Raw genomic sequence first — 25,058 nt, 5'->3', positions numbered from 1 at the left:
GAGCCCTCGGCTGAGCCTTCCTAGAACCGCACGCCCGTCGTCACCATGGCCGCGTTGGCGCCGAGAAAGACCAGTTCGGCGGCCAGCGGGCCGTAATGGGTACCGACGGACGGGATGATCACCGGTGCAACGCCGAAGTGATTGAGCGGGATCTTGTCCTTGTAGTCACCCCGATAACCCTGCAGTAATCCGCCGGTGAGTTTCACGTACACCGGATAATCGGCACTGTCGAAGCGTTTGCCGGCATAGGCGTAATTGGAGCGCTGGCGGAACGAGTTGCGGAAAGTTGCCCCGCCAAATACCCAGCCGGAAGCCTGATTGCGTTCAATGCCGATCAAGTCCTGATGATTATTGTGTTCGGGGTCGGGTGAGTAATGTTTGGTATAGACACTGGTCTGTGCATACCAGAAACCCTTGTCCTCTTGCGAATCATCGGCGGCCAGTGCCTGGCCGGTCTGAATCAATAAAAGTGCGGCCAAAAGCCTTGGTGTGTTCATCGTGCAGCCTCGGTTGAACGGGTTGGCTTGCGCCAGAGGAAAGCCGTTGTACGTAGGCGTTCAGCGACGGTAAATATGGAAAGTCCGAAATTTTAGTAGGAAAAATCCCGGGGCTTCATGAACGAAACCTGAACGAAGCGAAGGCTTATCGATATTTCATTCGGGTATTTAAGATATCTGCGCAATGGTATTAGGCTATATCAAACAAGATAGCCCTCGCGGATAACCCCGAATTAGCGCTATCAAAGGTGTCATACATCCTTTAGCACTTTTCGTTTTACAGTTACTGCTATATGTTCTATCAAGCGAATTGTGCTTACATCTTGTAATACTTGCGGGGCCGAATACTTCCGTCATGACAGCCATTGAATCTGCTTTTCTGAATCTGGCTTACCCTCCGCGGCTCGACCTGGGGCCGCAGCTGACTCACGAACAACTTCTCGCTTCCATGCAATCGACCATGGCACGCCACAAGGGTGGGCCGGTGTGGTTGTTCGCGTATGGTTCGTTGATATGGCGGCCGGAATGTTCGGCGGTGGAGCGGGTGCGCGGGCGGGTGCATGGCTACCATCGCGGTTTGTACCTGTGGTCCCACGAACATCGCGGCACACCGGAAATGCCGGGGCTGGTGTTCGGTCTGGATCGCGGCGGCTCGTGCAGCGGCTTCGCCTATCGGTTGCCGGAAGACAACCTCGACAGTGCGCTGTATGCGCTGTGGAAACGCGAGATGCCGTTCCCGTCCTATCGGCCACACTGGCTCAACTGCCGTCTTGAAGATGGCAGCCAGGTACAGGCGTTGGGATTTGTCTTGGAACGACACCTGCCCAGCTATGCCGGCAATCTGCCGGATCATGTGCTGAGCCAGGTGTTCGAAAGCGCTTGCGGGCGTTACGGCACGACTCGCGATTATGTCGAGCAGACCGCTCACGCCCTGCGCAGCCACGCCATGCCAGACCGGAATCTGGAGGCGCGGCTCAAGCGCTGTAAGTCAAAAGCCGATCAGGCGACTGCTTCGCGGCTCTGACTGGCGACTTGCTTGTGCCACAGGGTCGGGGCCAGGAAGGCCATCGACAGCAGGCATGCGCCCACCAACAGCACGAAACCGCCATCCCAACCGAAGTGGTCCACGGTGTAGCCCATCGCTGCACTGGCCGCGACCGAACCACCCAGATAACCGAACAGGCCGGTGAAGCCCGCCGCAGTACCGGCGGCTTTCTTCGGCGCCAGCTCCAGCGCCTGCAGACCGATCAGCATCACCGGGCCGTAGATCAGGAAGCCGATCGAGAACAGCGCGATCATGTCGACGGTCGGGTTACCGGCCGGGTTCAGCCAGTAAACCAGGGTCGCCACGGTCACCAGGGCCATGAACACCATGCCGGTCAGGCCACGGTTGCCACGGAAGATCTTGTCCGACATCCAGCCGCACAGCAGCGTGCCCGGAATACCCGCCCACTCATAGAAGAAGTACGCCCACGAAGTCTTGTCGACGTCGAAGTGCTTGGCTTCCTTGAGGTAGGTCGGCGCCCAGTCCAGTACGCCGTAGCGCAACAGGTAGACGAAGACGTTGGCCAGGGCGATGTACCAGAGCATTTTGTTGCGCAGCACGTATTTGACGAAGATTTCCTTGGCGCTGAATTCGTCTTCGTGGCTGGCGTCGTAGCCTTCCGGGTAATCGTTCTTGTACTTCTCGATCGGCGGCAGGCCGACCGATTGCGGGGTGTCACGCATGGTGATGAAGGCAAACGCCGCCACCGCCAGGGCTACCGCCGCCGGCACGTAGAATGCCGAATGCCAGTCGTTGAACAGGCCCATGCCGATCAGGAACAGCGGGCCGATCAGACCGCCACCGACGTTGTGCGCCACGTTCCACACGGACACCACGCCACCGCGTTCCTTCTGCGACCACCAGTGCACCATGGTCCGTCCGCTCGGCGGCCAGCCCATGCCCTGGGCCCAGCCGTTGATGAACAGCAGGATGAACATCATGGTCACGCTGGACGTTGCCCATGGCGCGAAACCGAAAATGAACATCACCCCCGCCGAAACCAGCAGGCCGAATGGCAGGAAGTAGCGCGGGTTGGAGCGGTCGGAGACCAGGCCCATCAGGAACTTGGAAAGACCGTAGGCGATTGCGATGGCCGACATCGCCAGACCCAGCTCGCCACGGGTATAACCCTCGTCGATCAGGTACGGCATGGCCAGGGAGAAGTTTTTGCGCAGCAGGTAGTAACCCGCGTAGCCAAAGAAGATACCGGCGAAGATCTGCCAACGCAGGCGTCGGTAAGTACTGTCTATTTTTTCTTCAGGCAATGGAGCCTGATGTGCGGCAGGTCGAAAGAAAGCAAACATTCAAGAGCTCCAAATTTCTTGTTTTGACTGCGGATGCGAATGTTACAGTTTCGTTACCGAAAATAGCACCGGTTCGCATCGGCAAAACAGCGGAAAATGTTGGAAGTCGCACGTTCTTTTACGAACCTGTCGCTCTGCTGTAAGAACAGGGCGTTTTCACCACTTGTGAACATGGGGTGGCTTAGACTCGCGATCCGTCGACCGACTGATCAACAGAGATGAATGATGGCTTTGAAGGTTCGCATGCTGATGCGCCGATTATTGGCAGCGACGGTCATTGTCGTTGCGGTGCTGACATTGATTTACGCCGATCACCCTGCCCAGTCCGGTTTGCGCAATGCCACGGTGCTGATCATTCGCCATGCGGAAAAGCCGACTGAAGGGACGGTACTCAATGCCCGGGGCGAACAACGGGCTCAGGCCTATGTGGACTATTTCAATCCGTTGAAGCTGGATGGCCAGACACTGACCCCGGAACGACTGATTGCCGCCGGCGACAGCCCGGTGAGTTCCCGCTCACGCCTGACGTTGACCCCGCTGGCCGAGCGCCTGGGCCTGTCTGTCGAGCAGCCATACATCAATGGCGATGCCCACGAACTGGTCAAGCTGCTGCGCAAGAGCAATCAGGCGCCGACGATCCTGATCGCCTGGCATCACGGCCATATCAACCACCTGATTCAAGCATTCGGCGGTGACAGCACGGCCCTGATGGGCCAGAAAAAATGGCCGGACGAAGTCTACGACTGGCTGATCGTTCTGCGCTTCGATGAAGAGGGCCACCTCATCAAGGCCCGCAGCCGGAAGGTTCAGGAGCATCTGTTGCCGGGCGATGCTGAGGATCCTCCCGGCAACAGATGATGGCTCTGAGGTGCTTCAGCGCACCTGCACCACAACCTTGCCCACAGCCTTGCGCTGCCCAAGATCATTGATCGCCTGTGCCGCCTCGCTCAGCGGATACACCTGCGACACCAGCGGTTTCAACTTGCCCTCGGCAAACCAGCCGAACAGTTGCTGGAAGTTCGCCGCGTTGTCCTGTGGCTGGCGCTGGGCGAAGGAGCCCCAGAACACGCCGAGCACGGCCGCGCCCTTGAGTAACGCCAGGTTGACCGGCAGTTCGGGGATGCGTCCGCTGGCGAAGCCGACCACCAGCAGGCGGCCATTCCAGGCGATGGCGCGGATGGCCTGGTCGAACAGGTCGCCGCCGACCGGGTCGTAGATCACGTCGGCGCCCTGGCCGTCGGTCAGGCGCTTGATCTCGTCCTTGAGGCTGGTTTCGCTGTAGTTGATCAGTTCATCGGCGCCGGCAGCCTTGGCCACGGCAAGCTTCTCGGCGCTGCTGGCAGCGGCGATCACCCGGGCGCCCATGGCTTTGCCGATCTCCACGGCGGCCAGGCCAACGCCGCCGGAAGCGCCGAGTACCAGCAGTGTTTCACCCGGTTGCAGGTTGCCGCGTTGCTTGAGCGCGTGCATCGAAGTGCCGTAGGTCATGCTGAACGCGGCGGCGGTGTTGAAGTCCATCGACGGCGGAATCGGCAACACGTTATAGCCCGGCACGGCGACCTGCTCGGCGAAGCTGCCCCAGCCGGTCAGGGCCATGACCCGGTCACCGACCTTCAAATGACTGACTTTCTCACCTACCGAGCTGACCACGCCGGAGGCTTCACCGCCCGGGGAAAACGGGAAGGGCGGCTTGAACTGGTACTTGCCCTCGATGATCAGCGTGTCCGGGAAGTTGACCCCGGCAGCGTGCACGTCCAGCAGGATTTCATTCTTCTTGGCGACAGGACTGGCGACGTCTTCCAGCACCAGCGATTCGGCAGGGCCGAAGGCTTTGCACAGCACGGCTTTCATCAGGGCTATTCCTTTGGGAGTGATGGCCGATAAGTGTAGGTGTGGCAGTCAACGGGTCAACGAGCATGCCCGGCCCTGATAGTCCGCCATAAGCTTGTGCTTGCGCGGCGGGTCGTTATGCTAGGCCGCAAACCGGATAAGGAGCGAATTGTGAAAGCGTGGATCATGTTGTTGCTGGCCCTGTCTCTGCCTGTGGCAGCGCTGGCCGAAGAAGCCAAAGAAGGCGAGGCGCCGAAGGTCAACTACATCACCTTGAGCCCGCCGTTCGTGGGCAACTACGGGCTGGACGGCACGCCGAAGCTCAAGGTCTACAAGGCCGACGTGGCGTTGCGGGTGACCGGTGACGAGGCGACCAAACTGGTCAAGGCCAACGAGCCGCTGATCCGCAATCAGCTGGTGGCGCTGTTCACCCAGCAGACCACCGATGCGATGGGCAGCATCGAAGGCAAGGAAAAACTGCGTCAGGAAGCCTTGAAGCAGACCCAGCAAGTGATGAATGACGAGACCGGCAAGCCGGTGGTCGAGGATCTGTTGTTCAACAACCTGATCATTCAGTAAGACTGGAATGTGCATGAGCCGGTTTGCCGGCTCCTGCACAGGCGCATTAGCGCAACGCGATGACCGCCGCCCACTGCTCGGCCGTCACCGGCATCACCGACAGCCGCGAACCCTTCTGCACCAGTGGCATTTCGGCCAGGGCGGTCTGCTGTTTCAGGTAATCCAGCTTCAATACCCGGGCAAACGTCTCGACATGGGCGACATCGATCGCACTCCAGGCGTTTTTCTCCGGCGTGGCTTTCGGATCGTAGTAGTGGCTCTCGGGCTCGAGTGCCGTCGGGTCGGGGTAGGCCGCCTCGATAATCTTGCCGATTCCGGCAATGCCCGGCTCCGGGCAGCTGGAGTGATAGAAAAAGAACTCATCCCCCACCGCCATGGCCCGCAGGAAATTGCGCGCCTGATAGTTGCGCACCCCGTCCCAGCGCGCTTTGCCGAGTTTTTCCAGACCCTTGATCGAAAGTTCGTCGGGCTCGGATTTCATCAGCCAATAGGCCATGGTGTGTGCTCCTGAAACGGTCATTGGGCAGGTTGTCGGGCAATTTTATGACAAACCGACAGTCGGTTGACGCCAGCATTTGCGCAGAGGTTCACGTTGTCGCAAAATGCCGGCCTTTAAAGCTTGACGCTGCTGCACGGCCTACGAATGGAAACCGCTGCTGTCATCGTGATGATGTGCCTTGAGGGGGGCAATCGATGAAACGCAAACCGGATTTGCTGTGGACTTTGGTGATTTTGTTCGGTCTTGGCGTCGTGACCACCGGTTATGCGCAAAGTCTATGGGCCAACAAGGCCGATGCTCCGATTGAAGTGGCGCAACAAGTACAGCAGTCGACAGCGTTCAAACGCTGACACCGTCTTCCCGGCGCCGCTGAATCCCTCGCGGCGCCTACCCTGCGAAATACCACGCCTTGTCGGTCACCGTTCCCTGCAACGGTACATCCCAGCTGGCCTGCGCCAGTCGTCCGACTTTCTGACATTCATGGGCCAGGCCCAACAGCGTCGGCTTGCGCCAGTTCTGGCGTCGGGCCAGATACGCCAGGCTGCGGTCGTAGAATCCGCCGCCCATTCCCAGGCGTCCGCCGACATCGTCAAACCCCACCAGTGGCAACAACACCAGATCCAGTGCCCAGATCTTGCGCTGACGGGCGACATTGACCCGGGGCTCAAGAATACGGAAACGGTTGGGCCGCAGCTTTTCGCCGGGCCGAATCTGCTGAAAGACCATTTTGGTTCGCGGCCAGGCGCTCAGCACCGGCAGATAGGTTTTCTTGCCTCGACGCTGGGCGGCGCGCAGCAGCAGGCGCGGGTCGATTTCACCGTCGGTGGGCAGGTACAGGGAAATGTGTCTGGCCCGGCGAAATTGCGGGTCCTGCGCGAGCTGCTTGTACAGGCCTTCGGCGGCCTGGCGTTGCTGGCTCGGCGTCAGGGAGCGGCGGGCCTTGCGCAGCAGGCGGCGCAGTTGGGGGCGGGGCAGCAGCGCGGGTTCGGTCATGGTTCGGCTTCGGCAGGATGAGGACGAAAACGTACGCATAAAAAATCCGATGCCGGCATGCACCGGCATCGGATTCGAATCAGGCTCCCCGGATGAGCCGCTGTCGACTTAGCCCTTGAACCCGAGAGTTCAAGGTGGAGGATGCAGTAGGCTTTAAGGCTTTCCGTCTGGCGGACATGCACACCAGCCCAACGTGCAACCCCCAGGGTAGTGCAAATCGGCTCAGGGACATCGTCAACTGGCAAGCACCCCAGGGAGTGCGGCGAGTATACCTCAAGCCGCCTGGCGAATCAGCCCTTGCTGATGTCCGGATCGTCGGCCAGCGCCAGATCGACACGATCGAGCAAGTCTCGCACCTGTTCACGGGTCGAGCCGCTGGCCTGGATGTCCGGACGCTCTTCTTTGTGCAAGAGATCGTGGGTGATGTTCAGCGCGGCCATCACGGCGATGCGGTCGGCGCCGATGACTTTGCCGCTGCTGCGGATCTCGCGCATCTTGCCGTCCAGGTAACGCGCGGCACTGACCAGATTGCTGCGTTCTTCCTGCGGACAGATGATCGAATATTCTTTGTCGAGGATCTGCACGGTAACGCTATTGCTTGAACTCATGAGTCTTGCTCCAGGGCCTTGAGGCGCGAAATCATCGATTCGACCTTACGCCGGGCGATTTCGTTTTTTTCAATGAGGTGCGCGCGTTCCTCGCGCCAGGTCTTTTCCTGAGCTTGTAAGAGTGCGTTTTGACTCTTTAGTTGCTCGACCCGAGTAATCAGCAGTTCGAGTCTGGCCATCAGCGCTTGCAGGTCGGTGTCTTCCATTGTGTCCACTGATTCGGTCTGATGGGTTTGGCTGGCGGACAGCCTTTAATGGTCTTGGCGAGTCTGTCGATGTAGGATACAAGGCCTTCATTCTAGACATAGCGCCGTCTGGCGCCTAGCTGCCCATGCCCATTCAGAATTCCCCGTACCAAGGCTTTGCCACCCTGCTGAATTCCAGCGGTCACTCCGTTTCGCCTGCCGAACTGCACGGCCTGTTGCTGGGCCGCAGTTGCGCCGGCGCCGGCTTCAATGCCGAAGAATGGCTGATCGATGCCGCCGAGCTGCTCGAAGGCGAGCCGCAGGACAACGTTCGTGCCGCGCTGATCGGCCTGCAGGAAATGGTCAAGAGCGAACTCACCGGCGACGACGTCACCGTGGTTCTGCTGCTGCCGAACGATGACGCGCCACTGGCCGAGCGCGCTGCCGCGCTGGGTGAATGGTGCCAGGGCTTCCTCACCGGTTTCGGCCTGAACTGCCGCGACAGCAGCATGCTGAGCACAGAGGCCACCGAAGTGTTGCAGGATCTGGCGGCAATCTCCCAGGTGCAAGACGCCCTGGAAGAGTCCGAAGACGGCGAAAGCGACTACATGGAAGTCATGGAGTACCTGCGCGTAGCGCCGCTGCTGCTGTTCTCCGAAACCAAGAAAGCCGACGTGCCGCCAGCCGCCAAGCCGTCGCTGCACTGATCGCGTGCCAGGGAAAGCCATCTGCCCATGATCCATATCCCGAAAGCGGAATACAGCCGTCGCCGCAAGGCGCTGATGGCGCAGATGGAACCCAACAGCATCGCCATCCTGCCCGCCGCTGCGGTTGCCATTCGCAACCGTGACGTCGAGCACGTCTACCGCCAGGACAGCGACTTCCAGTACCTGAGCGGTTTCCCCGAGCCACAGGCGGTCATCGTCTTGATGCCTGGTCGCGAACATGGCGAATACGTGCTGTTCTGCCGTGAACGCAATGCCGAACGGGAACTCTGGGATGGCCTGCGCGCCGGCCAGGAAGGCGCGATTCGCGATTTTGGCGCCGACGATGCCTTCCCCATCACTGACATCGACGACATCCTGCCGGGCCTGATCGAAGGCCGCGATCGGGTGTATTCGGCCATGGGCAGCAACCCGGAATTCGACCGTCATGTGATGGACTGGATCAACGTGATCCGCTCCAAGGCGCACCTCGGCGCCCAGCCGCCGAACGAATTCGTTGCCCTGGATCACCTGCTGCACGACATGCGCCTGTATAAATCGGCGGCAGAAGTGAAGGTGATGCGCGAAGCGGCGCGGATTTCCGCCCAGGCCCACATCCGGGCGATGCAGGCCAGCCGCGCCGGGCTGTACGAGTACAGCCTCGAAGCCGAACTCGATTACGAGTTCCGCAAGGGCGGGGCGAAGATGCCGGCCTATGGTTCGATCGTCGCCGCCGGGCGCAACAGCTGCATCCTGCATTACCAGCAGAATGACGCGTTGCTCAAGGATGGTGACCTGGTGCTGATCGACGCTGGTTGCGAAATCGACTGTTATGCCAGCGACATCACCCGCACCTGGCCGGTCAACGGCAAGTTTTCCGCCGAGCAGAAAGCGATCTACGAATTGGTATTGGCCTCGCAGGAAGCGGCGTTCGCCGAAATCGCCCCGAACAAGCACTGGAACCAGGCGCACGAAGCCACGGTTCGGGTCATCACCACCGGGCTGGTGAAGCTGGGGTTGTTGCAGGGCGAAGTTGACGAGTTGATCGCGTCCGAGGCCTACAAGGCGTTTTACATGCACCGCGCCGGCCACTGGCTCGGGATGGATGTGCATGACGTCGGCGAGTACAAGGTCGGCGGCGAATGGCGGGTGCTGGAAGTCGGCATGGCGCTGACCGTGGAGCCGGGCATCTACATCGCCCCGGACAATCAGAACGTAGCGAAGAAATGGCGCGGCATTGGCGTGCGCATCGAGGACGACGTGGTAGTGACCAAGAGCGGTTGTGAAATCCTGACCCACGGCGTGCCGAAAACCGTCGCCGAGATCGAAGCCCTGATGGCGCAAGCACGGACTTGCGCGGCATGAGTCGGGTCAATCTGGCAATCATCGGTGGTGGTCTGGTTGGCGCCAGTCTGGCGCTGGCCTTGCAGGCCGGGGCCAAGGCCCGTGGCTGGAAGATCGTGCTGATCGAACCGTTCGCCCCCGGCGACACCTGGCAGCCAAGTTACGACGCCCGTTCGTCGGCGCTGTCCTTCGGCTCGCGGCAGATCTATCAACGGCTGGGCGTGTGGCAGGAAATCTCCCGCCGCGCCGAGCCGATCAAGCAGATTCACGTGTCCGACCGTGGTCGTTTCTCCACCGCCCGACTGTCGGCGATGGAAGAGGGCGTACCGGCGCTCGGTTATGTCGTTGAAAACGCCTGGCTCGGACAGTGCCTGTGGCAGCACCTCGATAAAGAAGTGATCAGTTGGCGCTGCCCGGCGGAAGTCACTCGCATGGAACCGCTGCCAGACGGCTATCGCCTGACCCTCAACGATGAAACCACGGTCGAGTGCGATCTGGCGGTGCTCGCCGATGGCGGTCGTTCCGGTCTGCGCGAGCAACTGGGCATCAACGTGCGCAAACGCCCGTACAACCAGAGCGCGCTGATCGCCAACATCACCCCGAGTGAAGCGCACAACGGCATGGCCTTCGAGCGCTTCACCGATGAAGGCCCGATGGCGCTGCTGCCGCTGCCGGAGAACCGCTGCGCGCTGGTCTGGACCCGTCTGGGCATGGACGCGCAACGGCTGGCCGACCTGAGCGAACGTGATTTCCTCAGCGAGCTGCAAGGTGTGTTCGGCTACCGTCTCGGTACGTTGAAACAAGTTGGCGCGCGACATCTGTATCCGCTGTCGCTGGTGGAGGCCGAAGAGCAGGTGCGCTCGCATCTGGCCGTCCTCGGCAACGCCGCCCACAGCCTGCACCCGATTGCCGGGCAGGGTTTCAACCTGTCCCTGCGCGATGCCGATGCGTTGGCCGCCGCACTGCTGGCCAGCGACAAACCGCTGGGGGATTTCGCCACGCTGCAGGCCTATCGCGAGCGCCAGCGCCTCGATCAGGACCTCACCGTCGGTTTCTCCGATCAGGTCACGCGCCTGTTCGGCAGCACCCAGCCACTGGTGTCGCTGGGCCGCAACATCGGCCTGCTCGGCCTCGATCTGCTGCCGCCGGCCAAGCGCTGGTTTGCCCGTCAGGCCATGGGGCTGGGGACGCGGCCGGATGCGTGAGTGGCTGATCAAACAGTTTGGCAAGGCGCAGCTGATGCGCTGGATCATGACGTTCTACCCGCCGTACTTCGGCGCCGGCGTCCGGGTGAAGCACATCAGCGATGACTTTCGCGACATCCAGGTCTCGATGGGCCTGGGCTGGTACAACCGCAATTACGTCGGCACCCAGTTCGGCGGCAGTCTGTATTCGATGGTTGACCCGTTCTTCATGTTGATGCTCATGGAAAACCTCGGCTCGCGGTACATCGTCTGGGACAAGGCTGCCGACATTGACTTCATTGCGCCGGGCAAAGGCCCGGTGTTCGCCCGGTTCAACATCGACGACACCCTGCTCGACGAGATCCGTCGGCAGACCGCCAGTGGCGAGAAATACCTGCCGCAGTTGCAGGTCGACATTCATGACGGCGCCGGCAACCTGGTGGCGCGGGTCGGTAAAACCCTTTACGTGCGGCTCAAGCCGCAAGCGAGACAGGCTTAAAGCATGGAAATGCGCGCAGATCTGCTGATTGTCGGAGCCGGAATGGTCGGCAGCGCCCTGGCGCTGGCGTTGCAGAACAGCGGGCTGGAAGTCCTGCTGCTTGACGGCAGCCCGCTGAGCGTCAAACCCTTCAATGGCGATGCGCCGTTCGAGCCGCGAGTCAGTGCGTTGTCGGCAGCCAGCCAGCGGATCCTCGATCGCCTCGGCGTGTGGGACGGCATCGTCAACCGACGCAGCAGTCCCTACACCGACATGCACGTTTGGGATGGCAGCGGAACCGGGCAGATTCACTTCTCGGCCAGCAGCGTGCACGCCGATGTGCTCGGCCACATTGTCGAAAACCGCGTGGTGCAGGATGCCTTGCTCGATCGTCTGCATGATTGCGATCTGGGCTTGCTGCCCAATGCGCGGCTGGAGCAGATGCGCCGCTCCGGTGACGACTGGCTGCTGACCCTGGCCGATGGCCGCACCCTGCGCGCGCCGCTGGTGATCGCGGCGGACGGCGCTAACTCCGCCGTGCGCCGTCTGACCGGTGTCGCCACTCGCGAGTGGGATTATCTGCACCACGCCATCGTCACTAGCGTACGCAGCAGCAAACCGCACCGCATGACGGCGTGGCAGCGTTTTACCGATCACGGACCGCTGGCGTTTCTGCCGCTGGAGCGTGATGGTCAGCAGGACTGGTGCTCGATCGTCTGGTCGACCACGCCGAGCGAAGCCGAACGGTTGATGGCGCTGGATGAAGCGGATTTCTGCCGTGAGCTGGAGCGCGCCTTCGAAGGTTGCCTCGGCGACGTCATCAGCGCCGACCCGCGTCTGTGCGTGCCGCTGCGCCAGCGTCACGCCAAGCGCTACGTGGCCGAAGGCCTGGCGTTGATCGGCGATGCCGCGCACACCATCCACCCGCTGGCGGGGCAGGGTGTGAACCTCGGTTTCCTCGACGCCGCTGTACTGGCCGAAGTGCTGCTGCAAGCGAACGAGCGCGGCGAACGCCTGGCGGACGTGAAAGTGCTGAGCCGCTACGAGCGCCGGCGCATGCCGCATAACCTGGCGCTGATGGCCGCGATGGAAGGTTTCGAGCGGTTGTTCCAGGCCGATCCGCTGCCGCTGCGCTGGTTGCGCAACACCGGGCTGAAAATCGTCGAGCAGATGCCCGAGGCCAAGGCGCTGTTTGTGCGTGAAGCGTTGGGGCTGACCGGGGACTTGCCGGCCCTCGCCAAGGCCTGACGAATGTCGTGCAACATCTGGTAACTCCTTGGGAAAGTGTTCGATTGAGCTGGTAAATGTGAGTCCTTATCATTTGGGCCACTTTTCCCGACCGAGAGATCACTCCCATGTTGGCACCCCAGCGTCTTCTGACCGCACTGGCCCTGACCCTGATTGGCAGCACCGCCGCCCAGGCCGCCGATGAGGTGGTGGTCTACTCGTCGCGTATCGATGAACTGATCAAGCCGGTGTTCGATGCCTACACCGCCAAGACCGGGGTGAAGATCAAGTTCATCACCGACAAGGAAGCGCCGCTGATGCAGCGGATCAAGGCCGAAGGCGAGAACGCCACCGCCGACCTGCTGCTGACCGTCGATGCCGGCAACCTCTGGCAGGCCGAGCAGATGGGCATTCTCCAGCCGTTCACCTCGAAAACCATCGACGCCAACATTCCCCTGCAATACCGCTCGTCCACCCACGCCTGGACAGGTCTGAGCCTGCGTGCGCGGACCATCGCCTATTCCACCGCGCGGGTAAAACCGGGCGAGCTGACCACCTACGAAGCGCTGGCCGACAAGAACTGGGAAGGCCGCCTGTGCCTGCGCACGGCGAAGAAGGTCTACAACCAGTCGCTGACCGCCACCATGATCGAAGTCCATGGCGCCGAGAAAACCGAGAAGATCCTCAAGGGCTGGGTCAACAACCTGTCCACCGACGTGTTCTCCGACGACGTTGCGGTGCTCGAAGCGATCAACGCCGGCCAGTGCGACGTCGGCATCGTCAACACCTACTACTACGGTCGCCTGCACAAGCAGAAACCGGATCTGCCGGTGAAACTGTTCTGGCCGAACCAGGCGGATCGCGGTGTGCACGTCAACCTGTCGGGCATCGGTCTGACCAAACATGCGCCGCACCCGGAAGCGGCCAAGGCACTGGTCGAGTGGATGACCACGCCTGAGGCGCAGAAGATCTTTGCCGACGTGAACCAGGAGTTCCCGGCGAATCCGGCGGTGAAACCTTCGGAAGAAGTGGCGGCGTGGGGGCAGTTTGTGGCCGATACGTTGCCGGTTGAGGTGGCGGGCAAGCGTCAGGCTGAAGCGATCCGGATGATGGATCGGGCGGGTTGGAACTGACGTTGCGAGTCGAATCGCCGCAAGCGTGACGCGCAGCGTCACAGGATGTGTGCCCACGCAGAGCGTGGGCACATTCATTTAACGAGAGTCTTTCCTTGGCCCACCCCGCCCAACGCCGCTGGTACCCCATCGTCTTCGCCATCGCCGCGTTGGTGCTGCTCCCCCTCAGCGTGCTCCTGCTGTCATGGCAAACCATCGATCAACAGATCTGGTCGCACCTGTGGGAAACCCAGATGCCACGCCTGCTGGGCAACACCCTGACGCTGGTGCTCGGTGTCGGCATCGGTGTGACCCTGCTGGGCGTAAGCCTTGCGTGGCTCACCAGCCTCTGCGAATTCCCCGGTCGGCGCTGGCTCGACTGGGCGTTGATGCTGCCCTTTGCGATCCCGGCCTATGTGCTGGCGTTCGTGTTCGTCGGCCTGCTGGACTTCGCAGGTCCCGTGCAAAGCCTGTTACGCGAATGGTTCGGAACCGGCCTGCGTCTGCCGCGAGTGCGCTCCACCGGCGGGGTGATTCTGGTGTTGGTGCTGGTGTTCTATCCCTATGTTTACTTGCTGGCGCGCACCGCGTTCCTAGCGCAGGGCAAGGGATTGATGGAAGCCGCGCGAGTGCTCGGCCAGTCGCCGTGGCAAGCATTCTGGCGTGTAGCGTTGCCGATGGCGCGGCCGGCCATCGGCGCTGGCGTGGCGCTGGCACTGATGGAAACCCTGGCGGATTTCGGCGCGGTCTCGGTGTTCAACTTCGACACCTTCACCACCGCGATATACAAGACCTGGTATGGCTTCTTCAGCCTGTCGAGCGCTGCGCAACTGGCCAGCCTGTTGTTGCTGGTGGTGATGCTGGTGTTGTACGGCGAGCGGCGCGCCCGTGGCGCGAACCGGGCAAGCAACGAGCGGCCACGGGTCAAGGCGTTGTATCACCTGCGCGGGCCCAAGGCCTGGGCGGCGACCGGATGGTGCGGTCTGGTGTTCGCCTGTGCGTTTGTCATCCCGGTGCTGCAACTGCTGGTGTGGTTCTGGCAGCGCGGGCGTTTCGATCTGGATGAGCGTTACGCCGGGCTGATTCTGCACACCCTGTATCTGGGTGGCATGGCGGCGTTGATCACGGTCAGCGTGGCGATGTTGCTGGCGTTCGCCCGACGTCTGGCACCGACCCAGGCGATCCGTTCCGGCGTCAGTCTGGCCAATCTCGGCTACGCCTTGCCGGGCTCGGTGCTGGCGGTGTCGATCATGCTGGCATTCAGTTATCTGGATCGTGAGCTGGTGATTCCACTCTCCGGCTCGCTCGGCGGTGCAGGAAAACCGTTGCTGCTGGGCAGTCTGGCGGCGTTGTTGATGGCTTATCTGGTGCGGTTCGTGGCGGTGGCCTACGGGCCGCTGGAAAGCAGTCTGGCGCGTATACGGCCCTCTTTGCCTGAAGCGGCACGTAGCCTGGGTGTCAGTGGGCCGCGACTGTTTTTCAAAGTGTATCTGCCGTTGCTGCTGCCCGGCACGCTCAGCGCCGCGCTGCTGGTGTTCGTCGATGTACTCAAGGAAATGCCCGCGACCCTGCTGATGCGCCCGTTTGGCTGGGACACGCTGGCCGTGCGGATCTTCGAAATGACCAGCGAAGGCGAATGGGCGAGGGCGTCGTTGCCGGCGCTGACCCTGGTTCTGGTCGGCCTGTTGCCGGTCATCGGCCTGATCCGGCGCTCGGCCCACAGAAACACTTAGTCGTCAGTCCTGAATCATGCGGCTACAATGCGCGGCATTCGGTGCGGTCCGTCTGACAGACCCTGTCGCTGAAATCGGCTGGAAGCCTTCTTCTACAGGGCTTTCAAACCGTGCAGCAGCGCTCCGCACCTTCGCCACGCCCGGAAGGAGAAACCCATGGGACAGCGTACGCCTCTGTATGACCTGCATCTCGCCCTCGGCGCGAAGATGGTCGATTTTGGCGGTTGGGACATGCCACTGCATTACGGCTCGCAGGTCGAGGAGCACCACGAGGTGCGTCGCGATTGCGGGGTGTTCGATGTATCCCACATGACCGTGATCGATGTCGCCGGCCACCAGGCCAAGGCCTGGCTCCAGCATTTGTTGGCCAATGACGTCGAACGCCTGCACAGCCCCGGCCGTGCGTTGTACAGCACCATGCTCAACGAGCGCGGCGGTATCGTCGACGACATGATCGTCTACCGTCTCGAGGACGGTTACCGACTGGTGGTCAACGCCTCGACCCGCGATCAGGACCTGGCGTGGATGCAGGCTCATCTCACCGGCTACGACATGCAACTGCACGAGCGTACGGATCTGGCGATGCTCGCCATTCAAGGCCCCCATGCCCGGCACAAGATTGCCGAGCTGGTGACCCAGTCCCGCGCCAATCTGATCCAGATGCTCAAGCCTTTCGAAGGCCACGTCGACGGCGACTGGTTCATTGCGCGGACCGGCTACACCGGTGAGGACGGTCTGGAAATCGCCCTGCCGGCCGATCAGGCCCCCGGATTTTTCAACGATCTGGTGGGCGCCGGCATTTCTCCCATCGGCCTCGGTGCCCGCGACACCTTGCGGGTGGAAGCCGGGATGAACCTCTACGGCCAAGACATCCATCAAGACGTTTCGCCACTGGCTTCGAACATGGCCTGGAGCATCGCCTGGGAACCGGCCACGCGTCGGTTCATCGGTCGCGATGCGCTGGAAGCGGAAAAAACCGCCGGCGTGCAGCACAAACTGGTGGGTCTGGTGCTCGAGGAACGCGGGGTTTTGCGTGCGCATCAGGTGGTTCGTATCGCTGATGTTGGCGAAGGAGAGATCACCAGTGGTAGTTTCTCTCCTACGCTTAGCAAGTCGATTGCCCTGGCGCGTGTACCGATGGCGACTGCCGACCGCGCCGAAGTGGAAATCCGTGGCAAGTGGTATCCGGTACGAGTGGTCAAACCGACCTTCGTCCGTCACGGCAAAACCTTGATCTAACCTTTTCCGGCGGGCACGACCGCTGACAATTTCTTGAGGACACCGAGCATGAGCAACATCCCAGCCGAACTGCGTTTTGCCGAAAGTCATGAATGGGCGCGCCTGGAAGCCGATGGCACCGTCACCGTGGGCATCAGCGATCACGCGCAGGAAGCGCTGGGTGATGTGGTGTTCGTCGAGCTGACGGAAGTGGGTAACAAGTTTGCAGCTGAAGATCAGGCCGGTGTGGTGGAGTCGGTGAAAGCCGCTTCCGACATTTATTCGCCGATTGCCGGTGAAGTGATCGCTGTCAACGAAGAACTGAGCGCCTCGCCGGAACTGCTGAACTCCGACCCTTACGGCGCGTGGATCTTCAAACTCAAGCCAGATAACGCTGCGGACCTGGAAAAGCTACTCGACGCTGCCGGCTACAAAGCCGCCATCGGCGAATAAGCTTCACGCAACACCGCAAAGCCCCGATCCGTCGGGGCTTTTTTGTGGCCGCAGCTTTCTATTGCGCGGCTCAGGCGTTGCCCAGTACCGCTTTGACCGCCGCCACCGAGCGCTCGACATCTGCCTTGGTCATGGTGGTGAACATCGGCAACGACACAATCAGCCGCCCGACGCGCTCGGCCACCGGCAACATCCCCTCCTTGAAACCGCGCTCGCGGTACAGGCTCAGCAGGTGGATCGGCGGGTAGTGATAGCCGATGCCGACGCCCAGCGCCTGCATCTGCTCCATGAACGTGGCCCGCGCCGGCAAGCCGTCCTTGCGCTCCGGCAACACCAGCTGGAACAGGTGCCAGTTGCTGTTGGTGAAGTCGGCTGGCGGCAGTTGCGCGCCATACGTGGCTTCGAAGTCGTCGCCAAAGCATTTGAAGTAGTGGCGAGCCAGTTCCTGACGATGGGCGGTCAGCGTTTCGATGTGGGCGAACTGCCCGAGGCCGATGACGGCCGCCACATCGGTCATGTTGAACTTGCCACCCAGCACATCGACATCCAGACCGTCGAACCCGGTGCGGGTGACGCCTTGCAGGCGATATTTCTCCGCCAGACGCACTTCTTCCGGCGTATTCAGCACCAGGCATCCGCCTTCGGAGCAGGTCACGTTCTTGTTGGCCTGGAAGCTGAACGACACGAAATCACCGGTGGCACCGATGCGCTGGCCGTTCCAGCTCGAACCGAGTGCCTGCGCGGCGTCTTCGACGATGCGCAGGTTGTGTTTTTTGGCGATGGCGTACAGGCGCTCCATGTCCACCGGCAACCCGGCGAGATAGACCGGGATGATCGCCTTGGTGCGCGGGGTGATGGCCGCTTCCAGTCGATCCAGGTCGATGTTGCGGGTGACCGGGTCGATGTCGGCGAACACCGGTGTGGCCCCCACTTCAAGAATCACGTTGGCCGTGGCCACCCAGGAAATCGGCGTGGTGATCACTTCGTCCCCCGGGCCGATGCCGGCGATGCGCAGGGCGATTTCCATGGTGCAGGTGCCGGAGTTGAACGTGCGTACCGGGCGCCCGCCGAAATATTCCGACAGTTGCGCCTCGAAGGCCTGGACCTTCGGCCCGCTGGTGATCCAGCCGGAACGCAGGACATCGCCGACGGCGGCAATGGTGGCTTCATCGATGACAGGTTTGGAAAACGGCAGAAACGGCAGTTGGCTCATGAGGATTCGATCATCCGAGGGTTGGGCGCGTGTTACAGGTGCCACAGCATGCCCCGTCAGGCCACCCGCCGCCAAGCCGTCCGCGACGGTATCGACTGCTATGCTGGTTTGACCGTGTTGCATTGACGCCGAGCCGCCAGCCAAGAGAGAGCCCGTCATGTCCCAGTTGCCATCCCTGAGCCAGTTACGCGACCCCCATGCCTTCCTGCGCCGTCACCTCGGCCCCGATGCCGCCGAGCAGCAGGCGATGCTCGACAGCCTGGGCCTCGGCAGCCGGATCGAACTCATCGAACAGACCGTCCCGCCTGCCATCCGCCTCAACCGCGAACTGGACCTGCCGCCCGCGCTGGACGAGCAGGCTGCGCTGGCGAAACTGCGCGGGTACGCCGAACAGAACCAGGTCTGGACCAGCCTGATCGGCATGGGGTACCACGGCACCCTCACGCCGACGGTCATTCTGCGCAACGTGCTGGAAAATCCCGGCTGGTACACCGCCTATACGCCCTATCAACCGGAGATTGCCCAGGGCCGGCTCGAAGCGTTGCTCAACTTCCAACAACTGACCATCGATCTCACCGGTCTGGAACTGGCCAACGCCTCGTTGCTCGATGAGGCGACTGCGGCCGCCGAGGCCATGGCGCTGGCCAAACGCGTGGCGAAGTCGAAGAGCAATCTGTTTTTCGTCGACGAAAACTGTCATCCGCAAACCATTTCCGTGATGCAGACCCGCGCCGAAGGCTTCGGCTTCGAGCTGATCGTCGACACGGTGGATAACTTGAAGCAGCACCAGGTGTTCGGCGCGCTGCTGCAATACCCCGACACCCACGGCGAGGTCCGCGACCTGCGTCCGTTGATCGACCACCTGCATGCGCAACAGGCGCTGGCCTGTGTAGCGGCTGACCTGCTGAGTCTGTTGTTGCTGACACCGCCGGGTGAACTGGGCGCCGATGTGGTGTTCGGCTCTTCACAGCGCTTCGGTGTGCCGATGGGTTACGGCGGGCCGCACGCGGCGTTTTTCGCCAGTCGCGAGGAGTACAAACGGGCGATCCCCGGGCGGATCATCGGCGTGTCGAAGGACGCTCGTGGCAACGTGGCGCTGCGCATGGCCCTGCAAACCCGGGAGCAGCATATTCGCCGGGAGAAGGCCAATTCGAACATCTGCACCGCCCAAGTGTTGCTGGCCAACATCGCCAGTTTTTACGCGGTCTATCACGGGCCGCAAGGGCTCAAGCGGGTCGCCCAGCGCGTGCACCGGCTGACCTGCATCCTCGCTGCCGGCCTTGAGCGGCATGGCATCAAGCGCATCAACCAGCACTTTTTCGACACGCTGACCCTGGACGTCGGCGGCGCGCAGACCGCGATCATCGAAAGCGCTCAGGCCGCGCAGATCAACCTGCGGATTCTCGGTCGCGGCCATTTGGGCCTGAGCCTCGATGAAACCTGTGACGAGAGCACGGTCGGCAAACTGTTCGATGTGCTGTTGGGTGTCGATCATGGGCTGAACGTCGAGGAACTCGATGCCGAAGCGTTGGTATCCGGGATTCCTGACAACCTGCAACGCAACTCGCCGTACCTGCGCCACCCGGTATTCAACGCCCATCACAGCGAAACCGAGATGCTGCGCTACCTCAAGCAGCTGGAGAACAAGGATCTGGCGCTCAACCAGTCGATGATTCCGCTCGGCTCCTGCACCATGAAACTCAACGCCACCAGTGAAATGATCCCGATCACCTGGCCGCAGTTCGCCAACCTTCACCCGTTTGTGCCTCGAGAGCAGGCCATCGGTTACACACTGATGATCGAAGAGCTGGAGCGCTGGTTGTGCGCGATCACCGGGTTCGACGCGATCTGCATGCAGCCCAACTCCGGTGCCCAGGGTGAATACGCCGGGTTGCTGGCGATCCGCAAATACCACGAAAGTCGCCACCAGGGCGGGCGCGACATCTGCCTGATTCCGTCCTCGGCCCACGGCACCAACCCGGCCTCGGCGCAGATGGCCGGGATGAGGGTGGTGATCGTCGAGTGCGACGAAGCGGGCAACGTTGATCTGGATGACCTGAAATCCAAGGCATCCGAGGCGGGAGACAAGTTGTCGTGCCTGATGGCGACGTATCCGTCGACCCACGGCGTGTACGAGGAGGGCATCAGCGAAATCTGCGAAGTTATCCACAAGCACGGCGGTCAGGTGTACATGGACGGTGCCAACCTCAATGCCCAGGTCGGGCTCGCGCGGCCGGCGGACATCGGCGCCGACGTTTCACACATGAACCTGCACAAGACCTTCTGCATTCCCCACGGCGGAGGCGGGCCGGGCATGGGGCCGATCGGTATTCGTGCGCATCTGGCGCCGTTCGTCGCCAACCACCCGGTGGTGCCGATCGATGGGCCGCAACCGCAGAACGGCGCGGTGAGCGCAGCACCCTGGGGCAGTGCGAGCATTTTGCCGATCAGCTGGATGTACATCGCCATGATGGGGCCGCAACTGGCGGACGCCAGCGAAGTGGCGATCCTCGCGGCGAATTACCTGGCGCAGCATCTGTCCGGCGCCTTTCCCGTGCTCTACACCGGGCGCAATGATCGGGTGGCCCATGAATGCATTCTGGATCTGCGGCCGCTTAAAGCGCAGACCGGCATCAGTGAGGAAGACATCGCCAAACGCCTGATGGATTACGGCTTCCATGCGCCGACCATGTCGTTCCCGGTGCCGGGCACCTTGATGGTCGAGCCGACCGAGAGTGAGTCCAAGGCCGAACTGGACCGCTTCATCGGCGCCATGTTGAGCATCCGCGCGGAAATCACCGAAGTGCAAAACGGCAACTGGCCGGCCGAGGACAATCCGCTCAAGCGTGCGCCGCATACGCTGGCCGATGTCACCGGCGTCTGGGAGCGGCCTTACAGCATCGAGCAGGGCATTACCCCGGATGCGCACACCAAGGCGCACAAGTACTGGCCGGCGGTGAACCGGGTGGACAACGTCTATGGCGACCGCAACCTGTTCTGCGCGTGTGTGCCGGTGGATGATTACCGCTGATTGGCGGGCAAAAAAATGCCGCTCATGTGAGCGGCATTTTTTTGGGCGAAAGGTTTATTCCGATGCCACGGCGTTCTTCGCCAGGATCGCGTTCGCCAGTTCCATGTCCGTCGCCTGCAGGCCAGGGTTGTCGGCGCGGACTTTCTGCATGGCGGCTTCCAGGTACGGGCCACGGATGCCGCCATCGCTGGCGACAAAACTGCCGGCGTCATCCTGGGCGGCGACGATCAGCTTGTGATCCTTGAAGGTCAGGTACGTCGAGCCAGTGGTTGCGCCGGACGAAATGACGTTACGCCAAAAGCTGTCGGCCATCGCTGAACCAACGGGAAGGGACAGCAGGGCGAGGGTGGCGACAGCAAGTTTGAGACGCATGATGGGTGACTCCACAGGGGGTTGAACTGAGACCTTGGATCGCCATTTACCCTGTCGAGTTCCATGGCGGCTCAAGTAGCGCTAGAGGCGCGGTCACTTGTTTGAGACCATGCCCCCTGATTTTTTCGCAGGGATGCAATCGTGGGTGTTATCGCGCTGATTTACGGGGTGATGTGGACGGTGCTGATGGGCGCGTTCATCGGCCTTCCTGGCCTTTTGATCATGCTCTGTGTTCCGCCATGGCGCAGGGCGCTGCTGCGCCATCCGCGCAAATTTGCTGTCCTGATGCTGGTCTGTGTCGGCGTGGTTGGGTTTACCTTGTTTCAGGTGGCGGTCAGTTATCGGGAAAACAAGCTCCTTAATCCGAAACTGGAGGATGCCGTTCAAGTTCAGGGTCTGAATTTTCCTGCCGGCACCCGGTTGCACCTGAGATCAGCCGAACCGCTGGACGGGAGCGGCCAGCCTCAGGTCTATGGACTGGCCAACCTGCGGGGTGCCGAGTTTGCTGTACCGCATACCATCAAGGGAATGCGAGTTTCTACCCTGCAGATGATTCTCCCGTTGGCAGTAGATTTGAAGCTCGTCGGGGATCAAGAGGTGGAGGGCTGGCCCTGTCGCGGAGGGAGTTGGGTTCATCTGGGCTTCGGCGAGCATACCCGGTTTCAGCCGGAGCATTGGCAGTTCAGCGATTGTCAGTTGGTGGCTGGTACGAAAATCGCTGGGCTGAACTGGCCGGACTCCAGTCAGCTCTACAAGCTGGACACCGGCTACGCTGTTACCCATTTTCGTTCGACATCCACGGTTTTCATCGACGGCATTGAACTGGCGAACGTGAGCGTCCGTCTGGATCCGCAGCGCACGCTCGTGCGTTGGGAGGGGAACCTGAAGAGCCCGCTGACCCTTGGCGAGTGGACGTACCCTCAAGGAATGAGAGTGCAACAGAACGCGCCATCCACATTGATATTCAGTGCGGACGAATACTACACCGGACGAAACCTGCACTCCGGCAAGAAGCTGGGTCCCGGCCAGTCGATTGAGCAGCACAGGTTGGACGGCTCCGAGCTATGGATCAAACCCAGCACCGAGGTTGAGGGGTTTGACCGGTAACCGGGCTATTTCTGTTCGCTTTGCGGGGTGACCCGCAACACCTCCTCGATAGTCGTCAGCCCCGCCGCGACTTTCTGCGCACCGGACAATCGCAGGCTGCGCATGCCTTCCTTGAAAGCCTGGCGCCGGAGTGCGGTCAGATCGGTATCCGGGCTGATCAACGCTTTGAGGCTGTCGGTCAGTTGCATGATTTCGTAGACCCCGGCGCGACCGTGATATCCGGTGTCGCGGCATTCCAGGCAACCGATGGCCCGTTGTGCGTTGCCCGGCAGCGGCGCCTGCCACGGTCGGGTCAGGGTTTGCCAGTCTTCCTCGCCGATGGGCAATGGCACCTTGCAGTGCGGGCACAGCGTACGCACCAGCCGTTGGGCCATGACCCCGAGCACCGTGGCCTTGATCAGGTAATGCGGCACGCCGAGTTCCAGCAGGCGGCTGATGGCGCTCGGTGCATCGTTGGTGTGCAGGGTCGACAGCACCAGGTGCCCGGTCAAGGCGGCCTGGATCGCCATTTCAGCGGTCTCCAGATCACGGATCTCGCCGATCATGATGATGTCCGGGTCCTGCCGCATCAGCGCCCGTACCCCGGCGGCGAAGGTCAGGTCGATGTTGTGCTGCACCTGCATCTGGTTGAAGGCCGGCTCGACCATCTCGATCGGGTCTTCGATGGTGCAGAGGTTGATTTCCGGGGTCGCCAGTTTTTTCAGGGTGGTATAGAGCGTGGTGGTCTTGCCCGAACCGGTCGGCCCGGTCACCAGAATGATGCCGTTGGGCTGGCGGGTCATGTCCTGCCAGCGGCGCAGGTCATCGGCGGAAAAACCGAGCTGATCGAAATCCTTGAGCAGCACCTCCGGGTCAAAGATCCGCATCACCATTTTCTCGCCGAACGCGGTGGGCAGCGTCGACAGGCGCAACTCGACCTCGCCACCGTCCGGGGTCTTGGTCTTGACCCGGCCGTCCTGGGGTTTGCGCTTCTCGGCGACGTTCATTCGGCCAAGGCTTTTCAGGCGACTGACAATCGCCATCGTCACCTGCGGCGGAAATTGATAGACGTTGTGCAGTACGCCGTCGATACGAAAGCGCACCGTGCCTTGCTCGCGGCGTGGTTCGATGTGGATATCGCTGGCCCGTTGCTGGAAGGCGTACTGGAACAGCCAGTCGACGATGTTGACGATGTGCGCGTCGTTGGCGTCCGGCTCCTGATCGCTGGCGCCGAGGTTGAGCAACTGTTCGAAGTTGCCGAGGTTGCTGCCCGGCTGGTCGGCGTTGCTGGCACCGCTGACCGATTTGGCGAGTCGAAAGAACTCGACACTGAAGCGCTGGATGTCCACCGGGTTGGCGACGACCCGTTTGATCGGCAGTTTCAGCACGTGGGTCAGGTCGGCTTCCCAGCCATTGACGTAGGGCTGGGCGCTGGCGACGGTCACTGCATCGCGGTCGACCGACACCGCAAGGATCTTGTGGCGCTGGGCGAAGGCGTAGGACATCAGCGGGGTGATGGCGGCGACATTGATTTTCAGCGGATCGATCCGCAGGTACGGCTGGCCGGCCTGCTGCGCCAGCCACAGGGTCAGGCTTTCCAGGTCCAGGTGTTTGCCCGGACGGCTGAGGTCGTCCAGTTGCTGGCCGGCGATGAATTCCAGCGGGTGCACCTGCCCATGGGTGGCATGGCGGCGGCGCGCATTCAGCGCATGCTCGGCCGAGTCCTGGCTGATGAAGCCCTGGGCGACCAGTTCACGCAATACATCATTGAGATCCAGCCAGCGGTCCTGAGTGGCGAGTTGAACGGACATGCGGGCTCCTTTTGAACGACAGTTCGCAAAGGATAGTCGTGGCCCCACAGACCGTTGGGCCACTACCCGACAAAGGCGTTTCCGCTTTTGTCAGCCTGCCGCCTGAGTGGGCGCATCCCACGCCGCGTCGGGGTTTTGCAGGTTCACCGAGCAGACGCTGATCAGGTTACGAAGTTTTTCCGCGATCACCTGGGCGCGATGCCAGCTCAGGCCACTCATGACGATGTCGATGGACAGCAGGTCGTCCAGGCGCTGGACATTGACCTGCTCCGGGGTGAGGAACTGCAAGGCGAACAGGTTCAACACACGCACCAGCAAATCCGGCTCGGCCTCGGCCAGTATCTGGTATTGCGCGTGGCAATGGGCGTTGCTGGCGTTCCACACATCGGCACGGGGCGCTGGGGTGTTGACGGCTTCGAGGTGTGGCATGGCTGGTCTCCGGAATCAGTGGGGGAATTTTTACATTCGATGCCGGGCATTTCTTATCTAAGATGAGCTGATTACGTGATTGATCGGTTTGATCAATTCGCCATTGGCTTGTTTTGAGGATTT

The 25,058-nt window shown here is 61.6% G+C and carries 26 protein-coding genes and 1 other RNA gene; 15 read left to right on the top strand and 12 right to left on the bottom strand.

Features of this window, described 5'->3' with window-relative positions:
- Window positions 1-20 precede the first annotated feature (20 nt).
- A complete protein-coding gene (locus AC07N4_RS16745; RefSeq protein ID WP_096817400.1) occupies window positions 21-497 on the bottom strand; it encodes a sn-glycerol-3-phosphate transporter in 477 nt (158 codons plus the stop codon).
- A 355-nt stretch (window positions 498-852) separates the two neighbouring features.
- Here AC07N4_RS16745 and AC07N4_RS16740 point away from each other — a divergent pair, with 355 nt between their 5' ends.
- The gene (locus AC07N4_RS16740; protein ID WP_085708964.1) at window positions 853-1,521 is read left to right on the top strand and encodes a gamma-glutamylcyclotransferase; all 669 of its coding nucleotides are present in this window, start codon (window positions 853-855) and stop codon (window positions 1,519-1,521) included.
- Here AC07N4_RS16740 and glpT read toward each other — a convergent pair.
- The gene (glpT, locus tag AC07N4_RS16735) at window positions 1,497-2,846 is read right to left on the bottom strand and encodes a glycerol-3-phosphate transporter (protein ID WP_096817403.1); all 1,350 of its coding nucleotides are present in this window, start codon (window positions 2,844-2,846) and stop codon (window positions 1,497-1,499) included. The genes AC07N4_RS16740 and glpT overlap by 25 nt on opposite strands.
- 225 nt (window positions 2,847-3,071) lie before the next feature.
- Between glpT and AC07N4_RS16730 the strand changes: the two genes are divergently transcribed.
- Entirely contained in the window at window positions 3,072-3,704 is a 633-nt protein-coding gene (locus AC07N4_RS16730; protein ID WP_493065654.1) for a flagellar basal body-associated protein FliL, read from the top strand.
- Window positions 3,705-3,719: 15 nt separating this feature from the next.
- On the opposite strand, the gene AC07N4_RS16725 is transcribed toward AC07N4_RS16730, so the two are convergent.
- A complete protein-coding gene (locus tag AC07N4_RS16725) occupies window positions 3,720-4,697 on the bottom strand; it encodes an NADPH:quinone oxidoreductase family protein (protein WP_096817411.1) in 978 nt (325 codons plus the stop codon).
- Window positions 4,698-4,847: 150 nt separating this feature from the next.
- On the opposite strand from AC07N4_RS16725, the gene AC07N4_RS16720 reads away from it, so the two are divergent.
- Window positions 4,848-5,255, top strand: coding sequence for a flagellar basal body-associated protein FliL (locus AC07N4_RS16720; RefSeq protein ID WP_065259922.1), 408 nt, complete (start codon window positions 4,848-4,850; stop codon window positions 5,253-5,255).
- A gap of 46 nt (window positions 5,256-5,301) precedes the next feature.
- On the opposite strand, the gene AC07N4_RS16715 is transcribed toward AC07N4_RS16720, so the two are convergent.
- Entirely contained in the window at window positions 5,302-5,751 is a 450-nt protein-coding gene (locus AC07N4_RS16715) for an EVE domain-containing protein (protein WP_096817412.1), read from the bottom strand.
- A gap of 197 nt (window positions 5,752-5,948) precedes the next feature.
- Here AC07N4_RS16715 and AC07N4_RS16710 point away from each other — a divergent pair, with 197 nt between their 5' ends.
- Window positions 5,949-6,104 carry a hypothetical protein gene (locus AC07N4_RS16710; RefSeq protein ID WP_007911192.1) on the top strand — a complete coding sequence of 52 codons (156 nt, stop codon included), beginning with the start codon at window positions 5,949-5,951 and terminating at the stop codon, window positions 6,102-6,104.
- 37 nt (window positions 6,105-6,141) lie between these two features.
- On the opposite strand, the gene AC07N4_RS16705 is transcribed toward AC07N4_RS16710, so the two are convergent.
- From AC07N4_RS16705 to AC07N4_RS16690, 4 genes are all read right to left on the bottom strand, one after another.
- Window positions 6,142-6,747 (bottom strand): 5-formyltetrahydrofolate cyclo-ligase, encoded by a 606-nt coding sequence (locus tag AC07N4_RS16705; RefSeq protein ID WP_273540133.1) that lies wholly within the window; start codon window positions 6,745-6,747, stop codon window positions 6,142-6,144.
- Between the two features lie 81 nt (window positions 6,748-6,828).
- A non-coding RNA gene (ssrS, locus tag AC07N4_RS16700) (6S RNA) lies at window positions 6,829-7,007 on the bottom strand.
- Window positions 7,008-7,037: 30 nt separating this feature from the next.
- Complete coding sequence (locus AC07N4_RS16695; RefSeq protein WP_096817416.1) at window positions 7,038-7,355, bottom strand: cell division protein ZapA; 318 nt, start codon at window positions 7,353-7,355, stop codon at window positions 7,038-7,040.
- On the bottom strand, window positions 7,352-7,561 hold the full coding sequence (locus AC07N4_RS16690) for a TIGR02449 family protein (RefSeq protein WP_096817418.1): 210 nt from the start codon (window positions 7,559-7,561) through the stop codon (window positions 7,352-7,354). Before AC07N4_RS16690 ends, AC07N4_RS16695 begins: the two co-directional genes overlap by 4 nt.
- Window positions 7,562-7,686: 125 nt before the next feature.
- Here AC07N4_RS16690 and AC07N4_RS16685 point away from each other — a divergent pair, with 125 nt between their 5' ends.
- The 9 genes from AC07N4_RS16685 (at window position 7,687) to gcvH (ending at window position 16,993) form a co-directional block, all read left to right on the top strand.
- The gene (locus tag AC07N4_RS16685; RefSeq protein WP_102619637.1) at window positions 7,687-8,247 is read left to right on the top strand and encodes a YecA/YgfB family protein; all 561 of its coding nucleotides are present in this window, start codon (window positions 7,687-7,689) and stop codon (window positions 8,245-8,247) included.
- A gap of 27 nt (window positions 8,248-8,274) precedes the next feature.
- Window positions 8,275-9,609 carry a Xaa-Pro aminopeptidase gene (pepP, locus tag AC07N4_RS16680; protein ID WP_102619638.1) on the top strand — a complete coding sequence of 445 codons (1,335 nt, stop codon included), beginning with the start codon at window positions 8,275-8,277 and terminating at the stop codon, window positions 9,607-9,609.
- Window positions 9,606-10,793, top strand: coding sequence for a 2-octaprenyl-6-methoxyphenyl hydroxylase (ubiH, locus tag AC07N4_RS16675; protein WP_007951808.1), 1,188 nt, complete (start codon window positions 9,606-9,608; stop codon window positions 10,791-10,793). Before pepP ends, ubiH begins: the two co-directional genes overlap by 4 nt.
- Window positions 10,786-11,271 carry a DUF4442 domain-containing protein gene (locus tag AC07N4_RS16670; protein ID WP_102619639.1) on the top strand — a complete coding sequence of 162 codons (486 nt, stop codon included), beginning with the start codon at window positions 10,786-10,788 and terminating at the stop codon, window positions 11,269-11,271. The genes ubiH and AC07N4_RS16670 overlap by 8 nt, the downstream gene beginning before the upstream one ends.
- 9 nt (window positions 11,272-11,280) lie before the next feature.
- Window positions 11,281-12,498 (top strand): 2-octaprenyl-3-methyl-6-methoxy-1,4-benzoquinol hydroxylase, encoded by a 1,218-nt coding sequence (locus tag AC07N4_RS16665; RefSeq protein WP_176504800.1) that lies wholly within the window; start codon window positions 11,281-11,283, stop codon window positions 12,496-12,498.
- A gap of 107 nt (window positions 12,499-12,605) precedes the next feature.
- Window positions 12,606-13,610 (top strand): extracellular solute-binding protein, encoded by a 1,005-nt coding sequence (locus AC07N4_RS16660; RefSeq protein ID WP_096817428.1) that lies wholly within the window; start codon window positions 12,606-12,608, stop codon window positions 13,608-13,610.
- A 95-nt stretch (window positions 13,611-13,705) separates the two neighbouring features.
- A complete protein-coding gene (locus AC07N4_RS16655) occupies window positions 13,706-15,322 on the top strand; it encodes an ABC transporter permease (protein WP_493065655.1) in 1,617 nt (538 codons plus the stop codon).
- Window positions 15,323-15,478: 156 nt separating this feature from the next.
- The gene (gcvT, locus tag AC07N4_RS16650; protein ID WP_493065656.1) at window positions 15,479-16,561 is read left to right on the top strand and encodes a glycine cleavage system aminomethyltransferase GcvT; all 1,083 of its coding nucleotides are present in this window, start codon (window positions 15,479-15,481) and stop codon (window positions 16,559-16,561) included.
- Window positions 16,562-16,609: 48 nt separating this feature from the next.
- A complete protein-coding gene (gene gcvH / locus AC07N4_RS16645) occupies window positions 16,610-16,993 on the top strand; it encodes a glycine cleavage system protein GcvH (RefSeq protein ID WP_192559250.1) in 384 nt (127 codons plus the stop codon).
- A 70-nt stretch (window positions 16,994-17,063) separates the two neighbouring features.
- Here the strand turns inward: gcvH and AC07N4_RS16640 are convergent, their stop codons facing one another.
- Window positions 17,064-18,206: a DegT/DnrJ/EryC1/StrS family aminotransferase gene (locus AC07N4_RS16640; protein ID WP_493065657.1), complete on the bottom strand. Its 1,143-nt coding sequence runs from the start codon at window positions 18,204-18,206 to the stop codon at window positions 17,064-17,066.
- A gap of 157 nt (window positions 18,207-18,363) precedes the next feature.
- Here AC07N4_RS16640 and gcvP point away from each other — a divergent pair, with 157 nt between their 5' ends.
- Complete coding sequence (gcvP, locus tag AC07N4_RS16635) at window positions 18,364-21,237, top strand: aminomethyl-transferring glycine dehydrogenase (RefSeq protein ID WP_493065658.1); 2,874 nt, start codon at window positions 18,364-18,366, stop codon at window positions 21,235-21,237.
- Between the two features lie 54 nt (window positions 21,238-21,291).
- On the opposite strand, the gene AC07N4_RS16630 is transcribed toward gcvP, so the two are convergent.
- Window positions 21,292-21,612 (bottom strand): DUF2388 domain-containing protein, encoded by a 321-nt coding sequence (locus tag AC07N4_RS16630; RefSeq protein ID WP_169843014.1) that lies wholly within the window; start codon window positions 21,610-21,612, stop codon window positions 21,292-21,294.
- Window positions 21,613-21,750: 138 nt separating this feature from the next.
- Between AC07N4_RS16630 and AC07N4_RS16625 the strand changes: the two genes are divergently transcribed.
- Window positions 21,751-22,716, top strand: coding sequence for a hypothetical protein (locus AC07N4_RS16625; RefSeq protein ID WP_493065659.1), 966 nt, complete (start codon window positions 21,751-21,753; stop codon window positions 22,714-22,716).
- 5 nt (window positions 22,717-22,721) lie between these two features.
- Here AC07N4_RS16625 and tfpB read toward each other — a convergent pair whose 3' ends face one another.
- On the bottom strand, window positions 22,722-24,506 hold the full coding sequence (gene tfpB / locus AC07N4_RS16620) for a type IV pilus assembly ATPase TfpB (RefSeq protein ID WP_493065660.1): 1,785 nt from the start codon (window positions 24,504-24,506) through the stop codon (window positions 22,722-22,724).
- Window positions 24,507-24,596: 90 nt separating this feature from the next.
- A complete protein-coding gene (locus AC07N4_RS16615) occupies window positions 24,597-24,935 on the bottom strand; it encodes an ACT-like domain-containing protein (RefSeq protein WP_493065661.1) in 339 nt (112 codons plus the stop codon).
- Window positions 24,936-25,058 lie beyond the last annotated feature (123 nt).

This window comes from Pseudomonas sp. GW821-FHT09E04, assembly GCF_059416185.1.
The sequence above is the reverse complement of the archived record's forward strand: the minus strand, read 5'-3'. Positions and strand labels throughout refer to the sequence as shown.